The 20,658-nt window shown below is 71.8% G+C and carries 20 protein-coding genes and 1 tRNA gene; 9 read left to right on the forward strand and 12 right to left on the reverse strand.

The features are described from left to right. The coding region (locus tag G5C51_RS26500; protein ID WP_165240736.1) for an ATP-binding cassette domain-containing protein at nt 1–246 on the reverse strand (246 nt) is incomplete at its 3' end. Between the two features lie 381 nt (nt 247–627). Between G5C51_RS26500 and G5C51_RS26505 the strand changes: the two genes are divergently transcribed. Next, nucleotides 628–2,754: a DEAD/DEAH box helicase gene (locus G5C51_RS26505; RefSeq protein WP_165240737.1), complete on the forward strand. Its 2,127-nt coding sequence runs from the start codon at nt 628–630 to the stop codon at nt 2,752–2,754. Nucleotides 2,755–2,829: 75 nt separating this feature from the next. Here the strand turns inward: G5C51_RS26505 and G5C51_RS26510 are convergent, their stop codons facing one another. Continuing rightward, entirely contained in the window at nt 2,830–3,633 is an 804-nt protein-coding gene (locus tag G5C51_RS26510) for a class I SAM-dependent methyltransferase (protein ID WP_165240738.1), read from the reverse strand. A 99-nt stretch (nt 3,634–3,732) separates the two neighbouring features. Between G5C51_RS26510 and G5C51_RS26515 the strand changes: the two genes are divergently transcribed. Together G5C51_RS26515 and G5C51_RS26520 are read left to right on the forward strand one after the other, a co-directional pair. After that, nucleotides 3,733–3,951, forward strand: a complete 219-nt coding sequence (locus G5C51_RS26515) for a hypothetical protein (protein ID WP_165240739.1) — start codon at nt 3,733–3,735, stop codon at nt 3,949–3,951. A gap of 14 nt (nt 3,952–3,965) precedes the next feature. After that, nucleotides 3,966–5,069 (forward strand): hypothetical protein, encoded by a 1,104-nt coding sequence (locus tag G5C51_RS26520; protein WP_165240740.1) that lies wholly within the window; start codon nt 3,966–3,968, stop codon nt 5,067–5,069. 48 nt (nt 5,070–5,117) lie between these two features. Here G5C51_RS26520 and G5C51_RS26525 read toward each other — a convergent pair whose 3' ends face one another. From G5C51_RS26525 to G5C51_RS26535, 3 genes are read right to left on the reverse strand one after another with little or no spacing between them, the layout of a single operon-like run. Continuing rightward, nucleotides 5,118–6,029 (reverse strand): hypothetical protein, encoded by a 912-nt coding sequence (locus G5C51_RS26525; RefSeq protein WP_165240741.1) that lies wholly within the window; start codon nt 6,027–6,029, stop codon nt 5,118–5,120. A gap of 7 nt (nt 6,030–6,036) precedes the next feature. Further along, complete coding sequence (locus tag G5C51_RS26530) at nt 6,037–7,032, reverse strand: DUF6114 domain-containing protein (RefSeq protein ID WP_165240742.1); 996 nt, start codon at nt 7,030–7,032, stop codon at nt 6,037–6,039. Then, entirely contained in the window at nt 7,023–7,625 is a 603-nt protein-coding gene (locus G5C51_RS26535) for a DUF6230 family protein (RefSeq protein WP_165240743.1), read from the reverse strand. Before G5C51_RS26535 ends, G5C51_RS26530 begins: the two co-directional genes overlap by 10 nt. Before the next feature lie 137 nt (nt 7,626–7,762). On the opposite strand from G5C51_RS26535, the gene G5C51_RS26540 reads away from it, so the two are divergent. From G5C51_RS26540 to G5C51_RS26550, 3 genes are all read left to right on the forward strand, one after another. Then, the gene (locus G5C51_RS26540; RefSeq protein WP_165240744.1) at nt 7,763–8,419 is read left to right on the forward strand and encodes a TetR/AcrR family transcriptional regulator; all 657 of its coding nucleotides are present in this window, start codon (nt 7,763–7,765) and stop codon (nt 8,417–8,419) included. A 36-nt stretch (nt 8,420–8,455) separates the two neighbouring features. Continuing rightward, a complete protein-coding gene (locus G5C51_RS26545; protein WP_165240745.1) occupies nt 8,456–9,991 on the forward strand; it encodes an amino acid permease in 1,536 nt (511 codons plus the stop codon). Nucleotides 9,992–10,076: 85 nt separating this feature from the next. Beyond that, nucleotides 10,077–10,149, forward strand: a tRNA-Lys gene (locus G5C51_RS26550). A gap of 199 nt (nt 10,150–10,348) precedes the next feature. Here the strand turns inward: G5C51_RS26550 and G5C51_RS26555 are convergent. After that, the gene (locus tag G5C51_RS26555; RefSeq protein WP_165240746.1) at nt 10,349–11,095 is read right to left on the reverse strand and encodes a DUF3658 domain-containing protein; all 747 of its coding nucleotides are present in this window, start codon (nt 11,093–11,095) and stop codon (nt 10,349–10,351) included. A gap of 99 nt (nt 11,096–11,194) precedes the next feature. Continuing rightward, the gene (locus tag G5C51_RS26560; RefSeq protein ID WP_206314351.1) at nt 11,195–12,166 is read right to left on the reverse strand and encodes a LysR family transcriptional regulator; all 972 of its coding nucleotides are present in this window, start codon (nt 12,164–12,166) and stop codon (nt 11,195–11,197) included. A 117-nt stretch (nt 12,167–12,283) separates the two neighbouring features. On the opposite strand from G5C51_RS26560, the gene G5C51_RS26565 reads away from it, so the two are divergent. Both G5C51_RS26565 and G5C51_RS26570 read left to right on the forward strand, forming a co-directional pair. After that, nucleotides 12,284–13,696, forward strand: coding sequence for a serpin family protein (locus G5C51_RS26565; RefSeq protein ID WP_165240747.1), 1,413 nt, complete (start codon nt 12,284–12,286; stop codon nt 13,694–13,696). Nucleotides 13,697–13,701: 5 nt separating this feature from the next. After that, nucleotides 13,702–14,163 (forward strand): PPOX class F420-dependent oxidoreductase, encoded by a 462-nt coding sequence (locus G5C51_RS26570; RefSeq protein WP_165240748.1) that lies wholly within the window; start codon nt 13,702–13,704, stop codon nt 14,161–14,163. Nucleotides 14,164–14,172: 9 nt separating this feature from the next. On the opposite strand, the gene G5C51_RS26575 is transcribed toward G5C51_RS26570, so the two are convergent. Beyond that, the gene (locus tag G5C51_RS26575) at nt 14,173–15,063 is read right to left on the reverse strand and encodes a helix-turn-helix domain-containing protein (protein ID WP_165240749.1); all 891 of its coding nucleotides are present in this window, start codon (nt 15,061–15,063) and stop codon (nt 14,173–14,175) included. Nucleotides 15,064–15,153: 90 nt separating this feature from the next. Between G5C51_RS26575 and G5C51_RS26580 the strand changes: the two genes are divergently transcribed. Beyond that, the gene (locus G5C51_RS26580; protein WP_165240750.1) at nt 15,154–16,884 is read left to right on the forward strand and encodes a glycoside hydrolase family 35 protein; all 1,731 of its coding nucleotides are present in this window, start codon (nt 15,154–15,156) and stop codon (nt 16,882–16,884) included. Here the strand turns inward: G5C51_RS26580 and G5C51_RS26585 are convergent. Genes G5C51_RS26585 through G5C51_RS26600 form a run of 4 tightly spaced genes read right to left on the reverse strand, consistent with a single transcriptional unit; the run spans nt 16,862 to nt 20,580 of the window. Continuing rightward, a complete protein-coding gene (locus G5C51_RS26585; RefSeq protein ID WP_165240751.1) occupies nt 16,862–17,530 on the reverse strand; it encodes a response regulator in 669 nt (222 codons plus the stop codon). The two genes, G5C51_RS26580 and G5C51_RS26585, sit on opposite strands and share 23 nt — an antisense overlap. Continuing rightward, nucleotides 17,527–18,843, reverse strand: a complete 1,317-nt coding sequence (locus tag G5C51_RS26590; RefSeq protein ID WP_165240752.1) for a sensor histidine kinase — start codon at nt 18,841–18,843, stop codon at nt 17,527–17,529. Before G5C51_RS26590 ends, G5C51_RS26585 begins: the two co-directional genes overlap by 4 nt. 25 nt (nt 18,844–18,868) lie before the next feature. Further along, nucleotides 18,869–19,642: an ABC transporter permease subunit gene (locus tag G5C51_RS26595; RefSeq protein ID WP_165240753.1), complete on the reverse strand. Its 774-nt coding sequence runs from the start codon at nt 19,640–19,642 to the stop codon at nt 18,869–18,871. After that, nucleotides 19,639–20,580: an ABC transporter ATP-binding protein gene (locus G5C51_RS26600; RefSeq protein ID WP_165240754.1), complete on the reverse strand. Its 942-nt coding sequence runs from the start codon at nt 20,578–20,580 to the stop codon at nt 19,639–19,641. Before G5C51_RS26600 ends, G5C51_RS26595 begins: the two co-directional genes overlap by 4 nt. Between the last annotated feature and the right edge of the window lie 78 nt (nt 20,581–20,658).

A 20,658-nucleotide genomic window follows, 5' to 3' on the forward strand; every position in this document is an offset into this window, starting at 1 on the left:
GAGCGGGAGGGTCTGCGGGAGATAGCCGAGGCCGCCGGGGGTGATAACCGTCACGTCGCCGCTGTCCGGGCGCTCCTGGCCGGCCAGGAGGCGGAGCAGCGTGGACTTGCCGGAGCCGTTGTCGCCGATGAGGCCGGCCTTCTCGCCCGGCTTGAGGGAGAAGGAGACCTGGTCGAGGACGGTGCGGCCGGGGTAGCGCTTGGTGACGGCGTGCAGGGTCAGCTGGGCGGTGGGTGCTGGGGGCATGGGTGGATTCCTGTCGGGTCGTCGACGGTGAGAGGGCGCGGCAGGACACGGCGACGGCGGAGCGGAGCTCTACGCGGCCGGTGTCGGCTGTCTCACAGGGAACCCATGGATAGTGAAGCTACTGCAGGTCGGCGGCTTTGGCAAGACGCAACGTCTCGCCTTGTGGGCCGTCCGAGGCGTGAACCGGATTTGCCCTGAGCTCCCGTACCTGCGTATCGTGATAGATCGTTTGATTCCCATATGCCCGGCGCCCGTTTAAGAGCGCGCCGTGTGGCGCGTTCCTTTGTCCAGCCGTGGCTGACCGCATCGAGGCGGTCGTGTGTGAAAGCTGCCGCGGAGTCGTGGGCACGTGCCGATGACTCCGGAAGGTTTGCATTTCGCATGTCTGAAAACACTCTCGAGACCACCGTTGAGGCCGTAGAGGCCATTGAGGCGGTCGAGGTCACCGAGCCCGTCGAGGCCACCGAGTCCGTCGAGGCCACCGAGTCCGTCGAGCCGACCATCACCTTCGCCGACCTCGGGCTCCCCGCCCAGATCGTGAAGAAGCTCAACGCCAACGGCGTCACCACCCCCTTCCCGATCCAGGCCGCGACCATCCCGGACGCCATGGCCGGCAAGGACATCCTCGGCCGCGGCCGTACCGGCTCCGGCAAGACCCTCTCCTTCGGCCTGCCGCTGCTGACCCAGCTGTCCGGCGGCCACACCGAGAAGAAGCGCCCGCGCGGCCTGATCCTCACCCCGACCCGCGAGCTCGCGATGCAGGTCGCCGACGCCCTGCAGCCGTACGGCGACGTCATGGGCCTGAAGATGAAGGTCGTCTGCGGCGGTACGTCCATGGGCAACCAGATCTACGCCCTGGAGCGCGGCGTCGACATCCTCGTCGCCACCCCGGGCCGCCTGAAGGACATCATCAACCGCGGTGCCTGCTCGCTCGACAAGACCGAGATCGCGATCCTCGACGAGGCCGACCAGATGGCCGACCTGGGCTTCCTGCCCGAGGTCACCGAGCTGCTCGACATGATCCCGGCCGGCGGCCAGCGGATGCTCTTCTCCGCCACCCTGGAGAAGGAGATCGACACCCTCGTCAAGCGCTACCTGAAGGACCCGGTGCACCACGAGGTGGACCCGTCGCAGGGCGCGGTCACGACCATGACGCACCACGTCTTCGTCGTGAAGCCGAAGGACAAGCAGCCGGTCACCTCCGCGATCGCCGCCCGCAAGGGCCGCACGATCATCTTCGTTCGTACGCAGCTGGGCGCCGACCGTGTCGCCGAGCAGCTGCGCGAGGCCGGTGTGCAGGCCGACGCGTTGCACGGCGGCATGACGCAGGGCGCGCGTACCCGCACCCTCGCCGACTTCAAGGACGGCTACGTCAACTGCCTCGTCGCCACCGACGTCGCCGCCCGCGGCATCCACGTCGACGGCATCGACCTGGTCCTGAACGTGGACCCGGCCGGCGACCACAAGGACTACCTGCACCGCTCCGGCCGTACGGCGCGCGCGGGCCAGTCCGGCACCGTCGTCTCCCTCGCGCTGCCGCACCAGCGGCGGACGATCTTCCGGCTGATGGAGGACGCGGGCGTGGACGCCTCGCGGCACATCGTCAGCGGCCGGGAGTTCGACGAGGACGTGGCCCGGATCACCGGCGCCCGCTCCATCTTCGAGGTGCAGGCCGAGTCGGCGGTGCAGGCCGCGACGATGGCCGACCGCGATGTGGCGGACCTGACCAAGCGGCTGGAGAAGGCGCAGCGCCGCGCGACGGAACTGCACGAGGAGGCGCAGCGCCTCCAGGAGCGTGCGGGGATCGCGCCGCAGGCCGAGGCTGGGTCGGCGACGGTGTCCGAGGACACCGCTCCGGTGGCCGCCGAGGCTGCGACGGAGGCCGCGCCGGTCGTGGCTGCCGAGGCCGCGGAGACACAGACCGCCGCTGCCCGTCCGGCCGTTGAGGACCACCGCCGCGAGCGGCACGACCGCCGCGAGGAGCGCTTCCGCTCGATGCCGCGCGAGGAGCGTGGCGACCGTGGTGGCCGCTCGTTCGACCGTCGGGACGACCGCCGGGACAACGACCGCGGTGGCCGCTCGTACAACCGTGACGACCGTGGCTCGTACCGCCGTGACGACCGTCGGGACAACGACCGTGGCGGCCGCTCCTTCGAGCGTCGCGACGACCGCTCCGGTGGTGGCAACCGCGGCTACGGCGAGCGTCGTGACCGCAACGGCTTCAGCGGTGGCGGCCGTTCGTACGAGCGTCGCGACGACCGCGGCTCGTACAACCGCGACGACCGTCGTGACAACGACCGCGGCGGCCGCACCTTCGAGCGCCGCGACGGCGGCAACCGCACCGGCGGCAGCCGCCCGTTCCGCCGCGACGACCGCCCCTACGGCCACCGCGGCGGCGACCGCCCCTTCAACCGCGACGACCGCCGCGACAACGGCCACCGCACCGGCTCCTTCAACACGGGCGGCAAGAGCCGCACGGACAAGCCCCGCTGGAAGCGCAACGGCTAACAGCTGATTGACCGCACCACCAAGCGCCCCCGGCGAGATTCGCTCTCGCCGGGGGCGCTTGCGGTTTCCAGCAGGCTACGAAACCGGGCCTCTGACACGTCCCACCAGCGTGGACACCCTCACATGCTCAGTGAACGGCTCGTCGGCGGGGAGTGCTTGCCGGATACGTTCGGCGAAGACGGCGCGGTCGTCCGGCCCGGGCAGCTGGTCCACGGGGATCGCGGAGCAGATTCCGCCGAAGAGCTGGTCGAAGTCCAGTTCGTCGCTGTATTCGACCACCGTTTCCCGGACATCGACGAAGCCCGCGGACTCCAGCGCCCGCGTATACCGCAGCCGGTCGCGGCTGCTGGTGCCGCATGATGCTTCCAGCTTCGTACCGAACCACCCTTCCAGGCACCCTCGCAGGGCGCGGGACCAGTCGCTCTCCTGCTGCCACAGCGGCGTGCCATTCGAGATCACCGCGATGCCCCCGCCCTCGCGGAGCAGCGGCGACACGTCACGGAACAGCTCATCGTGCCGCATCCAATGAAGCGCCTGCCCGATGACGGTCAGCGCCAGCGAACGCTCGCCCATCAGCATCCCGAGCGCCGGAACGTCGGTGTCGGCACCGAGGATCCACGTCGCGTTACGGATCCCCTGACCGTCGGCCGCCTCCCGGGCCAGCCGCAGCATGTCCGGCTCAGGATCCAGCCCCACCACGGCACGGACCCGGGAAGCGAAGGGAAGGGCGAGCTGCCCAGTGCCGCACCCCACGTCGAGTACGACGTCCGCTTCCGACAACTGGAAGGCTCCCTGCAGATCGTCGAAAACCTCGGACGGGTAGCCCCGCCGGAACTTCGCGTAGTAGTCGGCCACAGCGCCACTGAATCCCACCGTCATCCCCCCACTCTGCCGGGCATCAGCCTCCCGCGCCCAGATCAACTGCTGTTGACACGCGGTCTATTGACTATTATTCAAAACGGCAGCAGTCTCCCCCTCATGACCGAGGACTCAGCCACCGCCCTGAGCGCCGCACTCGGCGCATCGCCGCCCGCCTCCTTCGCCCGCCTCGACGCGGCGCAGCAGCGCGCCCTCGCCGACGCCTTCACCGCGGAGCGCGCCGCGCAGAACGACGGGCTCGAGCAGGCCGCCGAGGAGGCGCTCAAGCTCGTGCCTGCCGTGGCCCGTGGGCCCGTACGCCGCATCCTCTTCAAGTGACGGGAGTGGACCCAGTGGACGCACTCAGCCTCACCGCCCGGGCCGAGACCGAGAAGATCGCCCGGCTGCTCGGCGCCGAGCCGGCGCAGCTCGCCTTTCTGCACGGACTGCCGCCCGCCGATCTGCGCGCCTTCCGCGAGCAGACCGTCGCCGCGCTCTTCGACTCCGCGCCCGACATGCTCCACCGCATCGCCCGCGCCACCAAGCTCGTCCCGGCCGCCGTCGCCGCCGTCATCTCCCAGAGGGCGCTGGGCCCACGGCTGTCCGCGGCCGTCGCCGGGCGCCTGGAGCCGGCCCGCGCCGGCGACATCATCAGCAAGCTGCCGGTGTCCTTCACCGCCGCCTCCTGCGGCCACCTCGACCCGCGCCGGATCCGCGGCATCGTGGACCGTCTCGAGGAAGACCTGGTCGTACGGGTCGCGGTGGCCCTCGCCGAGAACGGCGACCACCTCACCATGGGCCGCTTCGTCGGCCATCTGCGCCCGACCGCGCTGAAGCGCGCCATCGACCTCATCGACGACGTGTCGATCCTGCGCACCGGCTATCTCATCGATCACCCCGAACGCATCGACGACATCCTGGAGTTGCTGCCCGCCGAGCGGCTCGCCGCCGTCATCCGTACCGCCGCGGACGAAGCCCTGTGGCCGCAGGCGCTCGCCGTCGCCGGAATGGCGGGGGAGCGGCGGCGGGGCGAGATCGCCGCGCTCGCGGTGCGGCAGGGCGAGGAACGGCTCGCCTCGCTGGTGCACGCCGTGCAGGACCAGGGCCTCTGGGACGCGCTGCTGCCGGTCGTCGCCCTGCTCGGCGACGAGGACCGGCGCACCGTCGCCCGCCTGCCCGTGCTGCAGGAGGGTGACGTGCTGCGGGATGTAGTCGCAGCGGTGGTCGCCGCCGGGCTGTGGGCGCCGTTCCTGCCGCTGGTACGGGAGTTGCCCGAGCCCGCGCGCAAGGTCGTGGCGGACGCGGCCGGGGAGCTGCCGGACGCCGAACTGGAGGCGATGGCCCACGAGGTCGAGAAGCAGGACCTGTGGGAGCCGGTGATGGAGCTGCTGGAGCTGATGGAGGACGCGCCGAAGGAGCGGATCTTCGCGCTGCCGTTCTTCCAGCAAGCGAGCTGACTACGTGCCGGGCCGCCGCTCCCACGCCGCGGCCCGGCAGCTCGTCCCTTACGCGGCGGCCTCCAGCTCCTCCGTCCGCTCCACCGTCACCTCCCACGACCCCGCCGGCAGTCCCACCAGCCCGTACAGCCACCGCACCGGCGTCCGCCGCGGGATCAGCACCAGATACGCGATCACCGCGAAGACCACCAGACCCACCGGCCAGCTGGTCAGCCGCACCAACCCGCTCGCCGTCAGCGCCCCCAGCAGCGGCAGCCCCTGCGTCCCCGCCGCCGCGATGGCGACCGCGACCAGCCGCGGCACCTTGCGGTCCGCGTCCGCGCCCGGCGCGTCCCAGCCCTCCATCAGCCAGCCGACCTCGGCGAGCAGCAGCGTGCCCATCACGCCCGCGGCGAAGACCAGAAGCGCGAGGAAGGTCCCCGAGGTGACGAAGTCGACGACGTTGTCGGCGACCGGGTCGCGCGACCAGGCGGCCAGATCACGCTGGTTGGTGGTGAGCAGGCGGCGGTAACCGGAGCCGTCCCAGCCGTGCAGCAGCGTGCCGAAGAAGAGGAAGTGCGCGGATACGGAGACGAGGAAGGCCCAGTACGCGGCCCCGTAAAGGATGAGCAGCTGGGCGACCAGAAAGCCGAGCGCGGCGCCGATCGTCACCCCGCCCGCGTAGAGCAGCGCGAAGCCGGCCCAGACGCCGTCGTGGTCGTCGGCGACCTGCATCGTGCCCCAACTCGGGTTGTACCAGAGCAGGAAGAGCCCGGTCGGCGCCAGCAGCACCGCGGCGAAGAGCACGGTGTGCAGCAGATACGGGGACGCCGCCGCCGAGCCCGCCCGGCGGTGCAGCCGGCCCGAGGCGCGGGCATCGCTCGTATAGCCGCGCCAGTACTGGAGCTGGCGGGCGGCGGACAGGGCGAAGGTGGCGCCGGTGGCGAACGCCCAGAAGAGAGCGGCTTGTACGGGGACCATGTTCGGATCAGCCAGCCTTTCCTTGGATGCCCAGACCGTCGACGATCAGCTCGTCGGTGGTGACGAGGGCCTGTTCCGCGCTGACGTCGGTCATGTAGACGAAGGGCGGCACGACCGGGGGGACCGGCAGCCGGTCCGGCGTGAAGGTCAGGCAGACCAGGTCCTGGAGGCAGCCGCTGAACTTCGTGAGATAGAGGGTCACGTTGCCGCGCAGCTGAAGCGCCCCGGCGGTCAGGTTCACCTGCGCCGGGCTGCCGGCGTCGCGGGTGTTGAGGTCGTAGTCGGTCAGTGAGGCCGCGTCCATGCGCAGGACCATGACCTTGAGCGGGCCGTCCCGCGTCGGGAGTTCCTCCACGCCCGCGAAGGTGAAGCCCTCGGGGGCGAAGAGGGTGGTGGTGATGGTGGGCGGCATGGCTGCCGCCTGCGGGGGTTCGGCTGCGTGCGCCTCCGTGGCCGGGCGCCACAGGGGCGCGGTGAGCAGCGCGGCGATCACGAGGAGGGCGGTGCCGGTGCCGCGCTTCTCGGCCGGCTCGGCCGGCTCGGCTGATTCCGTCGGCGCGACCGGCCCGGCTGACTCCGCCGACGCGACCGACCCGTCCGACTCCGCCGACGCGACCGGCCCAACCGACTCCGCCGGCCCCACCGCCTTCCACCCGAAGGCCAGCGCACTCCCCGCGATCCCCAGCAGGCTCCCGACCACGAACCCGCCCAAGTTCGTAGCCGCGAAGGATAGTACGGACAGCAGCAGCGCGTTCAGGCTCACGTACGGCGCGGTGTGCGGCGCCACCCACAGGAAGCCGCCCGCGAGGATCAACGCCAGACCGATCCCCAGCGCGGCCAGCCCGCCGAGGCCCAGGCTCACCAGGACCTCGAAGGGCGACAGCGGCACGATCAGCAGCTCAAGACCCGCCGCGATCAGCAGCAGCCCGCCCCAGAAGGGGCGCCGGCGCCGCCAGTCCCTGAAGGCGGCGCGCAACTCCGGCTGCCACTGCCTCAGTAGCATCCTTGGCCGCCCAGTTTGACGTCGAGCTTCAGGCCGCGGAGATGGAAGTTGCCGCCGACCGCCGACCACGCATGGGACTTCACCCCCGACACCGAGACGCCATCGGCCTGCAGCCCGAAGCCGCCCGGCTTGCCCTTAACCCCAGGTACCTCAGTGAGCTGGGACGCGTCGCGGCCGATCTGGGCGGTGCCGAAGCGGGCGTCGCCGCTCAGATCCTCGGCGTCGATGACGAGATTGTCGGCGGTGACCTTGCCCGCCTCACCGCCCGCCTGCAGCTTGAAAGTGACCTTGCCGATGGGGGTGTTGACCTTCGCCGACTGGCAGATGGTGCTGAGCTCGGCCTTGTCCAGGGCCAGCAGGGACACGGGATGTCCCTCGCCGTCGACGGCCCGGTCCACTTCTACGTAGCTGGCGAGGCCGTCGCTGTTCAGCCTTCCCGAGCTGACCTGAAAGGCCGTGCCGGAGACGGCGAACGACGAGGCGAGGGCGCCCTGCGCCATCATCGAGGCCATCGCTCCGATGGCTAATACGGCGGGCACGGCGACGGCGGCCGACTTCTTCAACGACGTCTTGCCCAGCGGTTTTTCGCGCACGTTTTCCTCCTAAGCAGTGAGTCACTGGCGGTGAAAGGAGGTGCTCTGGTGCGGTGCGGATCTACCGGTCTTCGAGCTCTGCCATACTTCGTGAAACAGCAGCGATCCTTGCCGGTACCAGGAGACTAGGGCCGACTTTGAATAATAGTCAACAACGCGGACAGCGCTCTGCCACGGGCGCCACGGGCCGCTCCCGCGCCCGCCGCGCCGAGCTGATCGCCATCGGCCGCACCCTCTTCGCCGACACCTCGTACGACGCCCTGTCCATGGACGACATCGCCCGCCGGGCCGGCGTCGCCAAGGGGCTCGTCTACTACTACTTCACCAACAAGCGCGGCTATTACCTCGCGGTGATCGAGGACGCGGTCGGCGACCTGCTGTCCCGCGCCACCGGCGGCGAGGAAGTCCCGCGCGCCGAGCGGGTGCTGCGCACGCTGGACGGCTATCTGCGTTACGCGCAGCAGAACCAGGCGGCGTACCGCACGATGGTCACCGGCGGCGTCGGCCACGACACCGAGGTGATAGCGATCCGCGACCGGGTCCGCGGCCAGATCCTCGACGCGCTGGCGATAGGGGCCTGGGGCCGTACGTCCAAGGACATCCCGCCGACCGCGCGGCTGGCGCTGACGGGGTGGCTGTACGCGGTCGAGGGCGTGACGCTGGACTGGCTGCCGCTGGGGGACGAGGTATCGCGGGAGCGGGTGCGGCAGCTGCTCGTACGCAATCTGCACGACGCTTTCCACGCCATCGAGGAGCTCGAACCGGGGTGCCCGGCGCCTCGGCCCGGAGAGTAGGCATGCCCGGCGGTGTCCTTGGGCATCGCTGGGTGCATGACAACCGACGAAACTCAGCCACATCACGTCTCCGATGAGGAGAGACTCCGCCAGCTCGGCTACACCCAGACGCTGGCCCGCCGCATGTCCGCCTTCGGCAACTACGCGGTCTCCTTCACCATCATCTCGGTCCTGTCCGGCTGCATGACCATGTACCTCTTCGGCATGAATACGGGCGGCCCCGCCCTGATCACCTGGGGCTGGGTCGGGGTCGGGCTGATGACGCTGTTCGTCGGCCTGGCCATGGCGGAGGTGTGCTCCGCGTATCCCACCTCGGCCGGGCTCTACTTCTGGGCGCGGAAGCTCGCGCCGCCGAAATCGGCCGCCGCATGGGCCTGGTTCACCGGCTGGTTCAACGTCCTCGGCCAGGTCGCGGTGACGGCGGGCATCGACTTCGGTGCGGCGTCGTTCCTGGGCGCGTATCTGAATCTGCAGTGGGACTTCAAGATCACCGAGGAGCGGGTGATCCTGCTCTTCGCGGCGATCCTGATCCTGCACGGCGCGCTGAACACCTTCGGCGTCCGCATCGTCGGGCTGCTGAACAGCATCAGCGTGTGGTGGCACGTGATCGGGGTGGCGGTGATCGTCGGCGCGCTGACCTTCGCGCCCGATACGCACCAGTCGACGTCCTTCGTCTTCACCGAGTTCGTGAACAACACCGGCTTCAGCTCCAGCGCGTACGTGGTCTTGATCGGCCTGCTGATGGCGCAATACACCTTCACCGGCTACGACGCCTCGGCGCACATGACGGAGGAGACGACCGACGCGTCGGTCGCGGGCCCGCGCGGCATCGTCCGCTCGATCTGGACGTCCTGGATCGCCGGCTTCGTGCTGCTGCTCGGCTTCACCTACGCGATCCAGTCGTACGACAAGACCGTGGGCACGGCGACGGGCGCCCCGCCGGCGCAGATCCTGCTGGACGGGCTGGGGGCGACGGCCGGCAAGACGATGCTGCTGGTCATCATCGGCGCCCAGCTCTTCTGCGGCATGGCCTCGGTCACCGCGAACAGCCGGATGATCTATGCCTTCTCCCGGGACGGCGCGCTGCCGTTCTCGGGGGTCTGGCACCGGGTGAACCCGCGCACCCGCACGCCCACGAACGCGGTGTGGCTGGCGGCGCTGGGCGCCCTGGTCCTCGGCCTCCCGTATCTGATCAATGTCACCGCGTACGCCGCCGTGACCTCGATCGCGGTGATCGGCCTGTACATCGCGTACGTCATCCCGACCTTCCTGCGCCTCCGCCAGGGCGATGCCTTCGAGCGCGGCCCGTGGCACCTGGGCCGCTGGAGCCGCCCGATCGGCGTGATCGCGGTTGCCTGGGTGGCATTGATCACGGTGCTCTTCATGCTCCCGCAGGTCTCCCCGGTCACGGCCGAGACCTTCAATTACGCCCCGGTCGCGGTCGCCGTCGTCCTCGGCTTCGCGGGCACCTGGTGGCTGCTCTCGGCCCGCCACTGGTTCCTCAACCCGGACCACGAGCGCACCCGCGCCCGCGCCGCCGCGGCGGCGGCCCAGCCGGAGCCGGTCGACTGACGCGGCGGAGCGCGCGGGCGGCGCGACCGTCCAGGGGATATCGGCTCGGGCCCCGGCCCGCGCGCGGGCTATGCTGGCCGGGCGCGGGCCGTTAGCTCAATTGGCAGAGCAGCGGACTTTTAATCCGTTGGTTGTGGGTTCGAGTCCCACACGGCCTACTCGCGGCACCTCGCCATAGCGCTCTGACCTGCGGAAACGTGGGTCAGGGTGGCGGGAGTGGGATACCGTCGGCCGGCTGACCCGAATCGGGCGGCTTTGTCTCCCAGCGGGCGCGGGAGATGCCGCCTTCGCCGCCGCCGCCGTACGGGGCTGGCTAGTTGGCCGCCCCGGCCCCGCCGACGGAAGGTGCCCCGGCTGCTAATCAGGGAGGCGGACTTCGGCCGTGCGGAGGGACGACCGGTCGTCCTTCGCGATCAGTCTGCCGCCCTCGATCAAGGTGGCGATACGCCGGCGCAGGGGCATGTCGACGGCGTCGTCGTCATCCCCCATGACGTCACCGACCAGGCGCAGCGCGGGGCGCCACTCCGGCGCCGCCGCGGCCAGCAACCGGGCGTCGAAGTGGTCGGCCGGGGCAGATGCCAGGCGGCCGGTGCTGGTGACCACCCGGAAGGTGGCGTTCTCGGTCTGGAGCTGTCGCCAGAGCTGCTGGCTGCTTTCTCGCCGCTGGTCGGAGCACAGCACCTCGCTGTTCAGCCGCTCGGTCATCTCGTGGGGAGGGAGATTTCCGGCGGTCCGCGTCCACGGCTGATCGATCTCGACGAGCGCGAACGACCGCGTACCCAGCCGTGCTGTCACGGCCAGGAAGAAGGACACATCGTCGGCGCCACGGCGGCTGAACCACACCACGATGCGGTCCGCAACGGTGGTCTCCAGTCGGTGCCAGAACTCTCCGAGTTCTGCCTCGATATCGCCGGGGCCGTCGTCATCGAACGCCAGCGGCCCCCACCACCGCTTCCGTACCGCCGGATCATCGGGAGCGATCGGCCCCCAGCTGAAATGGTCGGGAAAGCCCAGGACCAGGGCATCAGGACCGGTGACGGACCGGAGCGCGGAATGCAGCGACGCGGCCGCCGACGGACTGGGAACCAGATGCAGGACAGACATGACACCAAGATCCCAAGGAGACGCGGTCACGGCATGTAGGTGCAGGATCGCGCCCGCGCCCGCGCCACGCGTCCCGACGCGGATGGTGCGGCACCGTGCTCATGCCCCGAGCCGTTCGGGTTCCGGCAGCCACGTGCCCACCGGGACCGTGCCGAGGGTGTGCCAGTCCTCCTCCATGGCGAGTGCTCCGGCCGCGGTGAGCAGCGCCCGCAGCCCGGGATGGCGTTCCAGTCCTGATCGCCACATCACTTGCCAGGGAAAGAGCGCGACCGGCTCGACCAGCGGCCGCAGCGCCGCCCCGGCGACCTCCGGCTGGGTGGTCAGCGCGAGCACCGGGGCGTCGCGGTCGCGCAGGTGCCGGCCGAGCTCGTCGCCGCCGGGGACGTGGGGGTGGTTGCCGGCCGGGTTGATGCCGAACGGGGCGAGCAGTTGCTGCACGGCCGCGTCCCACCCGGCCGTGGCGTGGTCTCCGGCCCGTACGCACACGCCGCTACCGCGCAACGCGGCCAGGGGTATGGACGGACGACGGGCGAGCGGGTGGTGTTCCGGTACCAGGACGGTGAGCGGCTCCAGGCGTACGGGCCGGTGTCCGACGCCGACCGGAGGCCGTGGGGTGTCCGGGCGGCCGAAGGTCACGTCCAGGCGCCCGTCCAGCAGGAGCCGCAGGGCGGGGTCCGTACCGCTGTGGAAGCGGGCGAAGAATTCGAGCTCCGGCTCCGCTTCGCGGGCCCGGTCCAGCACCAGGGACGGAGTGAGCCCGGGGCCGACCACGTCGACGACCAAGGGACGGTGGGTGCCGCGCAACTCCTCCAGCGCGCGGTCGTGCAACGCGAGCAGCTCGCGCGCGCGGGCGAGGAGCAGCTCGCCGGCAGGGGTGAGGGCGACCCGGCGGGTGGTGCGCTCCAGCAGCGGCAGGCCGAGCCGGTCCTCCAGCCGCCGGACGTCGCGGCTGAGCGCCTGCTGGGCGACGTAGAGCTGCTGCGCCGCGCGGCCGAAGTGCAGGGTTTCGGCGACGGCCACGAAGTGGCGCAGGAGCCGGATGTCGAGGTCGGGGCGTGGCAGCGGCGGCATGGAGTCAGTCGTAGCGGTGCTCCGAGCAGCGGGCCAGTCGATTGACGCACTTCGTAGGTGAATCTTGCGTCAACAGGTGTTGGATCTCGGGGGCTTGGCGCGGCCACGCTGCCACTCATGACGACAACGAACCGTGATGTCAGGGCCGTACGCGTCGCGCTCACGGCGCGCTTCGGCCTGACGGGCGTGCTCAACGCCCTGTGGGTCGGGGCGCTCCCGGCCATCGACGCCCGCCTGGACCTCGGCGCGGGCCGGATCGGCGCGCTGCTGCTGGTGGTCGCGGTGGGCGGGCTCACGGCCATGCCGGTGGCCGGACGGCTGGCCGACCGGTGGGACGGCCGGCGGCTCCTGTCGCTTGCCGCACCGGCCGCGGCACTGTCACTGCTGGGCCCGGCGCTCGCCGGGTCGGCGGGTGTACTGATGGCGGCGGCCGCCCTGATGGGCGTGCTCAAGGGCTCGCTCAACATGGCCCTCACCGCGCAGGCGGTGGCGGTGGAACGGGACAGCGGCCGGCCGTTGATCTCGCGGCTGCACGGCACCTGGGCGCTCGGCGCGGTGGCGGGCGGCGCCGAGGGCGCGACGGCCGCGGAGCTGCGCGCGGTGCTCGGGGTGGCGGGCGCGGATGCGGCGGCGGCCGTGACGGCGGCGGCGCGGGAGCTGGCGGAGTCGGAGGCGGTGGAGGTGGCTACGGGAGCGTGGGCCATCGTCCCCGTCTACCGGGCTTACCGGGAGTCGCTGCCGGACATCGGCTTCGGGCACCTGCCCGCGGATCGCAACACGGCGGAGATGGACGCGTGGATACGCAAGGCCACCCACGGGCTGGTCCGGACCGTTCCCGCGCGGCCGGATCCGGACGAGACGCGCCTGCTGCTGCTCAACGCGCTCTATCTGAAGGCCCGGTGGGAGCGGGAGTTCGACCCGCAGAGCACGGCGGACCTGCCCTTCACGGATGCGCGGGGGACGGAGACGCGGGTGCCCACCATGCGGCGCCCGGTGGAGCTGAGCGACGCCTGGACGGTGCCGGAGCGGGGCGCGGAGGTGGTCGAGCTCGGGTGCAAGGATGGCGCGGCACGGGTCCGCTTCGTGCTCGGCCCGCCCGGGGCCGGAGCGCAAGAGGTGCTGCCGGCGGCGTGGCAGCCCGGCGCGGACCGTAGGCCGCTGGACGCGGACGAGGTGTACGTCTCCCTGCCGCGCCACCAGCTGCGGACGAATCTGAACGTGCTGCCGCATCTGAACGCCATGGGAGTACGCCGGGCGGCCTCGGACGACGCGGAGTTCCCGCTGCTCTCGCCGGAGCCGCTGAAGATCAGCCAGGTGGCGCAGGAGGCGGTGCTGAAGGTCGCCGAGAAGGGCGTCGAGGCGGCGGCGGTGACGATGGTCGTGATGGCGCAGGCAGGCTCGGCGCCGCGCCCGCGCCGCATCCATCACGTGGCGTTCGACCGCCCGTTCGGCACCGTCGTCCTCGACCCCACCGGCACCGTGCCGCTCTTCGCGGCCTGGCAGGCGTCGGCGCCCCGCGACGTATCGTGAAAGCCATGAGCCCGAACATCGCCACCAACACCCGTGTAGACCGCGACGCGCTGCTCGACTTCGTCCGCCCCCGGCACCGCGCCATCCTGCTCACCCGCCGCGCGGACGGCTCGCCGCAGGGCTCCCCGCTCACCTGCGGCGTCGACGACTCGGGCCGGATCGTGGTCTCCACGTACCCGGAGCGGGCGAAGACCCGCAATGTCCGCCGTGATCCGCAGGCGAGCGTCATCGTGCTCTCCGACGAGTGGAACGGTCCCTGGGTGCAGATCGACGGCACGGCGGATGTCGTGGACGCGACGGAGGATGTCGAGCCGTTCGTCGAGTACTTCCGCAACATCTCCGGCGAGCACCCGGACTGGGACGAGTACCGCGCCGCGATGCTGAAGCAGGGGAAGTCCCTGATCCGGATCACCCCCGAGCGGTGGGGGCCGCTGGCCACCGGTGGCTTTCCGGCGCGGCTCGCCTGAGCCTGAGCCTCAGCCCCCGGCTCGTACGATCATGGGCGGCCGGTCCGGGTCGGGCACGCTCGTCGCGTAGCCGCCCGGCACCGTCCGCCCCTGCTGCTCGCGGAAGCGGACCGGCGCCGTGCCCACCCGGCGCGTGAACAGGCGGCTGAAGTACGCCGGATCGTCGTAGCCCACCCGCCGCGCCACCGCCGCCACCGGCAGCTCGGTCGCGGCCAGCAGCTCCTTGGCCCGGCTCAGCCGTATCCCCAGCAGATAGTCCTTGGGGCTGCACCCGGCGGCCCGCCGCACGGCGGTGCGCAGCTCCGCCGTCGTCATGCCGTGCCGCGCCGCGTGCTCCGCCACCGACAGCGGCAGGAAGGCGTCGCGGGCCAGCGCCGCCAGCACCGGGTGCCCGTCGCCGCCGATGTCCGCCCGGGCCCGCCGCAGCGTCACCAGCAGCTCGTGCACGCCGGCCGCCGTCTCCAGCTCCAGCAGCGGGTTCCCGCGCCGGGCCGCCCGCGCGATCCGGGTGATCACTGCCCGCGGGGTGTCGGCGTCGCCGAGCGGCACCACGGGGTTGTCGCCGTCGATGCAGCCGAGTTCGGCGTACGCGTCCACCGCGGGCCCGGCGAAGTCGACGAAGGCCTCGTCCCACCCCTTGCCCGCGTCGGGCCCGTAATGGTGCGCCGTCCCCGGCACCAGCCACAGCAGCGCCGGCGCGCGCACCGCCACCGGCGGCCGGGCGCCGGCCCGGAACCACCCCGACCCGCTGCTGACCACCACCGCCACATGGTGGTCGAGCGTCCGCGGCCCCACGGTCGGCAGCGCCCCGTACTGCAGCCCCACACCGAGGCAGACGAGACCGAGCCGCTGGTGCACGGGGCTGGGCGAGAAGTAGCGCATCCAGCTGTGGTAGGTCATCGGCCCCTCCGCTCGATTACCCTCCCGAGTCCAAACACATCGGATCTTTGTCCATGGACTCGTCCCGCGCCAGAGGGCGAGGCTGACCCCATGCAACAGCACTTCCTGATCGACGGCCGCCAGGTGCGCCTGCTGTCCGGCGCCCTGCACTATTTCCGCGTCCACGAGCAGCACTGGGACCACCGGCTGCGCATGCTGCGGGCGATGGGTCTCAACTGCGTGGAGACGTATGTTCCGTGGAATCTGCATGAGCCGTCGCCCGGTACGTATCACGACATCTCCGCTCTCGGCCGCTTCCTCGACGCCGCGCACGCCGCCGGGCTGTGGGCGATCGTCCGCCCGGGCCCGTACAGCTGCGGGGAATGGGAGAACGGCGGGCTGCCGCACTGGCTGACCGGGCCGCTGGGCTCGCGGGTGCGGACCTCGGATCCGGAGTTTCTCGGGGCGGTGGAGCGGTGGTTCGACGTGCTGCTGCCGCAGGTCGTGGCGCGGGAAACCGGGCGTGGTGGGCCGGTCATCCTGGTCCAGGTGGAGAACGAATACGGGTCGTACGGGTCCGACGCCGCCTATCTGGAGGCGCTGGCGGATGGCTTGCGCGAGCGCGGGGTGACGGTGCCGCTGTTCACCTCGGACGGGCCCGCGGATCACATGCTCACGGGCGGGTCTGTGGCAGGCGCGCTCGCCACGGTGAACTTCGGCTCGGGCGCGAAGGCGGCCTTCGAGACGCTGCGGCGGCATCAGCCGGAGGGGCCGCTGATGTGTGCGGAGTTCTGGTGCGGGTGGTTCTCGCACTGGGGCGAGGAGCCCGTCACGCGGGAGGCGGGGGATGCGGCGGAGGCGCTGCGGGAGATCCTGGAGTGCGGGGCGTCCGTAAACCTCTATATGGCGCATGGCGGGACGAACTTCGCGGGCTGGGCGGGCGCGAATCGCGGCGGCGAGGATCATCGCGGGGTGCTGCAGCCGGATGTTACGTCCTATGACTACGACGCGCCGGTCGATGAATTCGGGCGGCCCACGGCGAAGTTCTGGGCTTTTCGGGAGGTGCTCGCGCCGTACGTGGACGGGGAGCTGCCCGAAGTGCCGGATGCCCCACCGGTGTTGGGGCGGGTGGCGGACGCCGAGCTGGGGGAGTGGGCGCCGCTCTCCGAGGTGCTCGGCGCGCTCGGCGGGCCGGAGCGGGTGGCGTCGGTGCCGCCTTCCTTCGAGGAGCTCGACGTCGACCGCGGCCTGGTGCGCTACCGCGTGGACATCCCGGGCCCGCGTGAGCCGTATCAGCTGCGGCTGCACGGGCTGCGGGATCTCGCGGTCGCGTACGTGGACGGGGAGCGGGTGCCGGTCGGGGACGACGGCTCGCTCGGGGAGGTCCCAGGCCCGGTGGCCATGGAGATCTGGGTCGAGTCCCTCGGCCGCGTCAACTACGGCCCGCTGCTCGGCGAGACCAAGGGCATCACCGGCGGCATCCTGCACGAGCGGCAGTACGTGCACGGGGTGCGGGCGCAGGGCCTGCGCCTGGACGCCTTCACCCCCGAGGCGGTGGCCGCGCTGCCGCTGCGGGCGGGGACGGGTGCCGGCCGGGGCTTCCATCGCGGCACGGTGACGGTGGGGGAGCCGGGCGACGCCGTGCTCGTACCGCCGGCGGGTGGTCGTGGCTTTGTGTGGGTGAACGGCTTCTGCCTGGGCCGCTATTGGGCGATCGGCCCGCAGCGCGAGCTGTATGTGCCGGGGCCGGTCCTGCGCGAGGGCGAGAACGAGATCTGGGCCCTGGAACTGGAAGGAGCCGACTCGGCGGCGGTGTCGCTCAGGCCGGTCGTACCAGCCTGACGTCGTAGGCGAAGATCACGGCCTGCACGCGGTCCCGGGCCCCGACCTTCGTCAGGATGCGGCCTACGTGCGTCTTCACGGTCGACTCGGCGAGGTGCAAGCGCGCCGCGATCTCGCCGTTCGTCCAGCCCTGGGCCATGGCTTTGAGGACCTCGACTTCGCGGTCGGTGAGCGCCGCCAGCCGCGGGTCCTCGCCCCCGTCCGGAGCAGCGGTCCCCTCCGGGAGGAGGTGTGCGTACTTCTCGATCAGCCGTCGGGTCAGGGCGGGCGCTACTACCGCTTCGCCGGAGGCGACCGCCCGGATTCCGGCGAGCAGCTCGGCGGGGAGCGCGTCCTTGACGAGGAAGCCGCTGGCGCCGGCGCGCAGGCCCGCGAAGGCGTACTCGTCGAGGTCGAAGGTGGTCAGGATCAGCACCCGGCTGCGGCCGCCCTCGGCCGCGATGCGGCGGGTCGCCTCGATGCCGTCGAGGCCCGGCATGCGGACGTCCATGAGGACGACGTCGGGGCGGAGTTCGGCGGCCATGCGGACGGCTTCGGCGCCGTTCGCGGCCTCGCCGGATACGGAGATGTCGTCCTGGCTCTCCAGGAGCATGCGGAAGCCGAGGCGCTGGAGGGCGTGGTCGTCGGCGATGAGGACTGCGGTCATGTCGCGGGGTTTCCTGCGCTGCGCGCGGAAGTCCGGGGGCGCCGGACGGGCTTGATAATGTCCCCGGCCCCCGCCGATGGGATGGTGGCGCGTACGCGCCAGCCGGTGCCGGTCGGGCCCGCGTCGAATGTGCCGCCGTACAGCGCGACGCGCTCGCGCATGCCCGCCAGGCCCTGGCCCGTATCCGAGGGCGGGGCCGCCGGCGCAGCACCCGTATCCGTGACCTCGATCGTCACGCCCTCGTCGTAAGCCAGCGTGACCTGCGCGCTTTCGCGGGCCTTCGCGTGCTTGAGGGTGTTCGTCAGGGCCTCCTGGACGATCCGGTACACGGTCAGCTGCTCTCCCTCGGACAGCGCGCGGGCGTCGCCGCGCACGCGGCACCGTACCGGCAGGCCCGCCGCCCGGACGCGGTCGAGGAGGGCGTCCAGGTCCGGGAGGCCGGGCTGCGGGGCGAGTTCCGCCTCGGGGGGCTGCAGGACGCCGAGGAGGCGGCGGAGTTCGGCGAGGGCCTCGCGGCCCGTGGTGGAGATGGCGTCGAGGGCCTGGGTCTGGCGTTCCGGGGACTTTGTCGCGGCGTACGAGCCGCCGTCGGCGAGGCCGACGATCACCGCGAGGTTGTGGGCGACGATGTCGTGCATCTCGCGGGCGATGCGGGCGCGTTCGGCGGCGGTGGCCAGGCGGGCCTTCTGGTCGCGTTCGACCTCGAGCCGGCGGGCGCGTTCCTCGAGGGCGCCGATGTGTTCGCGGCGGGTGCGCATCGTGAAGGCGGTCGTGACGATCGCGGTGAAGATGGCGAGCACCGGGATGTATTCGCGCAGGGGGTCGGCGGGCGGATTGTGGAGGAGGTCGAAGGCGAGGCCCGCGAGGACCACGGCGGCGGCCCAGGCGATGCGCGAGAGCGGCTGTCGCAGGGCGACGGAGAAGAGCGCCGCGCCGATGGCGACCGCGGAGACGAGCGCCAGCTGGTACGCGTCGTGGACGGTGAGGGCCACGGCGACGGCGCAGTAGGCGGCGAAGGGGTGGCGGCGGCGCCAGAGGAGCGGCAGCACCAGGCCGGCGAGCACCAGCCAGAGGACGGGGGTGGGGACGTCCGAGAGGTAGCGGGCGGTGCCCTCGCGCCGCAACTCGCCGGAGCGGGTGTCGAAGACCCCGAGCACCTGGAGCAGGCCGGGCGCCGCGATGACCGCGGGGACCGCCGCGTCCCACACCCAGGGGTGGCGGGCGTCGAAGGCCCACACCCGGCGGGTGGCCGCGTAGACGGGCTGGGTCGGGGCCTGCGTCACGTCCATGCGCCCATCGCCGCGTGCGTCCATGCGCCCATCGTCGCCTGCGCCGCCGTCATACGTCACTGCGCCGGAGCCGCACCGCCGCCGCGGCGAGGACCGCGGCCACCCAGGCGCACAGGGTCAGGAGGCCGGCGAGCGGGGAGATCCGGTCGTCCTTGGGGAGGGCGCTGACGAGGGGTTCGGCGGCGTGCAGCGGGGTGTAGTTGATCGCGGTTTCCACCCATGCGTACGGGGCGAGTTGGGCCAGCCCCGGCATGACCATCAGCACCGCCACGAAGATGCCGATCGACGCCGGGACGGAGCGGACCAGCGCGCCGAGGGCGAGGCCGATGACGGAGATGAGGGCGACGGCGGCGGCCGAGCCGAACAGGGCGCGGGCCACGCCGGGGTCGGAGAAGCCGGCCTCGATCCGGGTGCCGGACAGGAAGGACTGGGCGAGGGGGAAGGTGATCAGCGCGGTGGCCAGGATGGTGGCGAAGACCGCGGCGCCGAGCACGGCCGCCTTCGCCCAGAGGACGGGGAGGCGGCGGGGGACGGCCGCCATGGTGGCGCGGATCAGGCCCGTGGACCATTCGCCGGCGGCGACCAGGATGCCGAGGATGGGGAGGAGGAGCTGGGCGAAGTTGAGGCCGAAGAGCGGGACTTCGACGGGGTCGGCGGGCCCGTCGCCGCCGTCCTCGTACGAGATGCCGATGATCAGGCCGAGGGCGAGGCTGAGGGCGACGGCGCCGCCGATGGTGTACCAGGTGGAGCGGAGCGAGCAGAGCTTCGACCACTCGGAGCGGAGGACGCGGGCGGGCGTCACGGCTGCGTCGGTGGCGCTCATGCGGCGACCTCCTGGTGGTGCGGTACGGGGGCGGCGGCGTGGTGTTCGACGGCGTCGCGGGTGAGTTCCATGAAGGCGTCCTCGAGGGAGACGCGGTGCGGGGTGAGTTCGAAGAGCGGGATGCCGTGTTCGGCGGCGGTGCGGCCGATGGCCTCGGCGCCGAGGCCGTTGACGCGGAGGCTGTCAGGGGCGTCGTCGGAGGTGACGGTGATGCCGGGGCCGGCGAGGAGGTCGCGCAGCCGCGCCGCCTCGGGGGACCTGAGGCTGATCTCGTCGCGGCCGGCGGACCGTACGAAGTCGTGGACGGTGGTGTCGGCGAGGAGGCGGCCGCGGCCGATGATGATCAACTGCTCGGCGGTGAGGGCCATCTCGCTCATGAGATGCGAGGAGACGAAGACGGTCCGCCCCTCGGCGGCGAGGGATTTGAGCAGATTACGGATCCACCGCACCCCCTCCGGATCGAGGCCGTTGACCGGCTCGTCGAGGATGACGGTCGCCGGGTCGGCGAGCAGCGCGGCGGCGATGCCGAGCCGCTGCCCCATCCCGAGCGAGAACCCGCCGACGCGCTTCTTCGCCACCCCCGTGAGCCCCACGGCCTCGATCACCTCGTCGACGCGGCTGCGCGGGATGCCGTGGGTGAGCGCGAGCCCGAGCAGATGCTTGTACGCGCTCCGCCCGCCGTGCGTCGACCGCGCCTCGAGCAGCGCGCCGACCTCGCGCAGCGGCGCCCGATGCGCGGCGTACGGCCGCCCGGCGACGGTGACGGTCCCGGCGGTAGGCCGGTCGAGCCCGAGAATCAGCCGCATGGTGGTGGACTTCCCGGCCCCATTGGGCCCGAGAAACCCGGTCACCGTGCCGGGCCGCACGGTGAACGTCAGCTCCTCCACAGCGGTCTTCTCGCCGTATCGCTTACTCAGCCCGCGGGCTTCAATACTCATGCCAAGGACGCTAGGCAGCGCCGCCGCCCGTATCGTCCGACCCCGGGGCCGAGGTGGGGGAGCGGGGTAGTACCGCGG

It is taken from the genome of Streptomyces coryli (assembly GCF_011044975.1).
Classification (GTDB): Bacteria; Actinomycetota; Actinomycetes; order Streptomycetales; family Streptomycetaceae; genus Streptomyces; species Streptomyces coryli.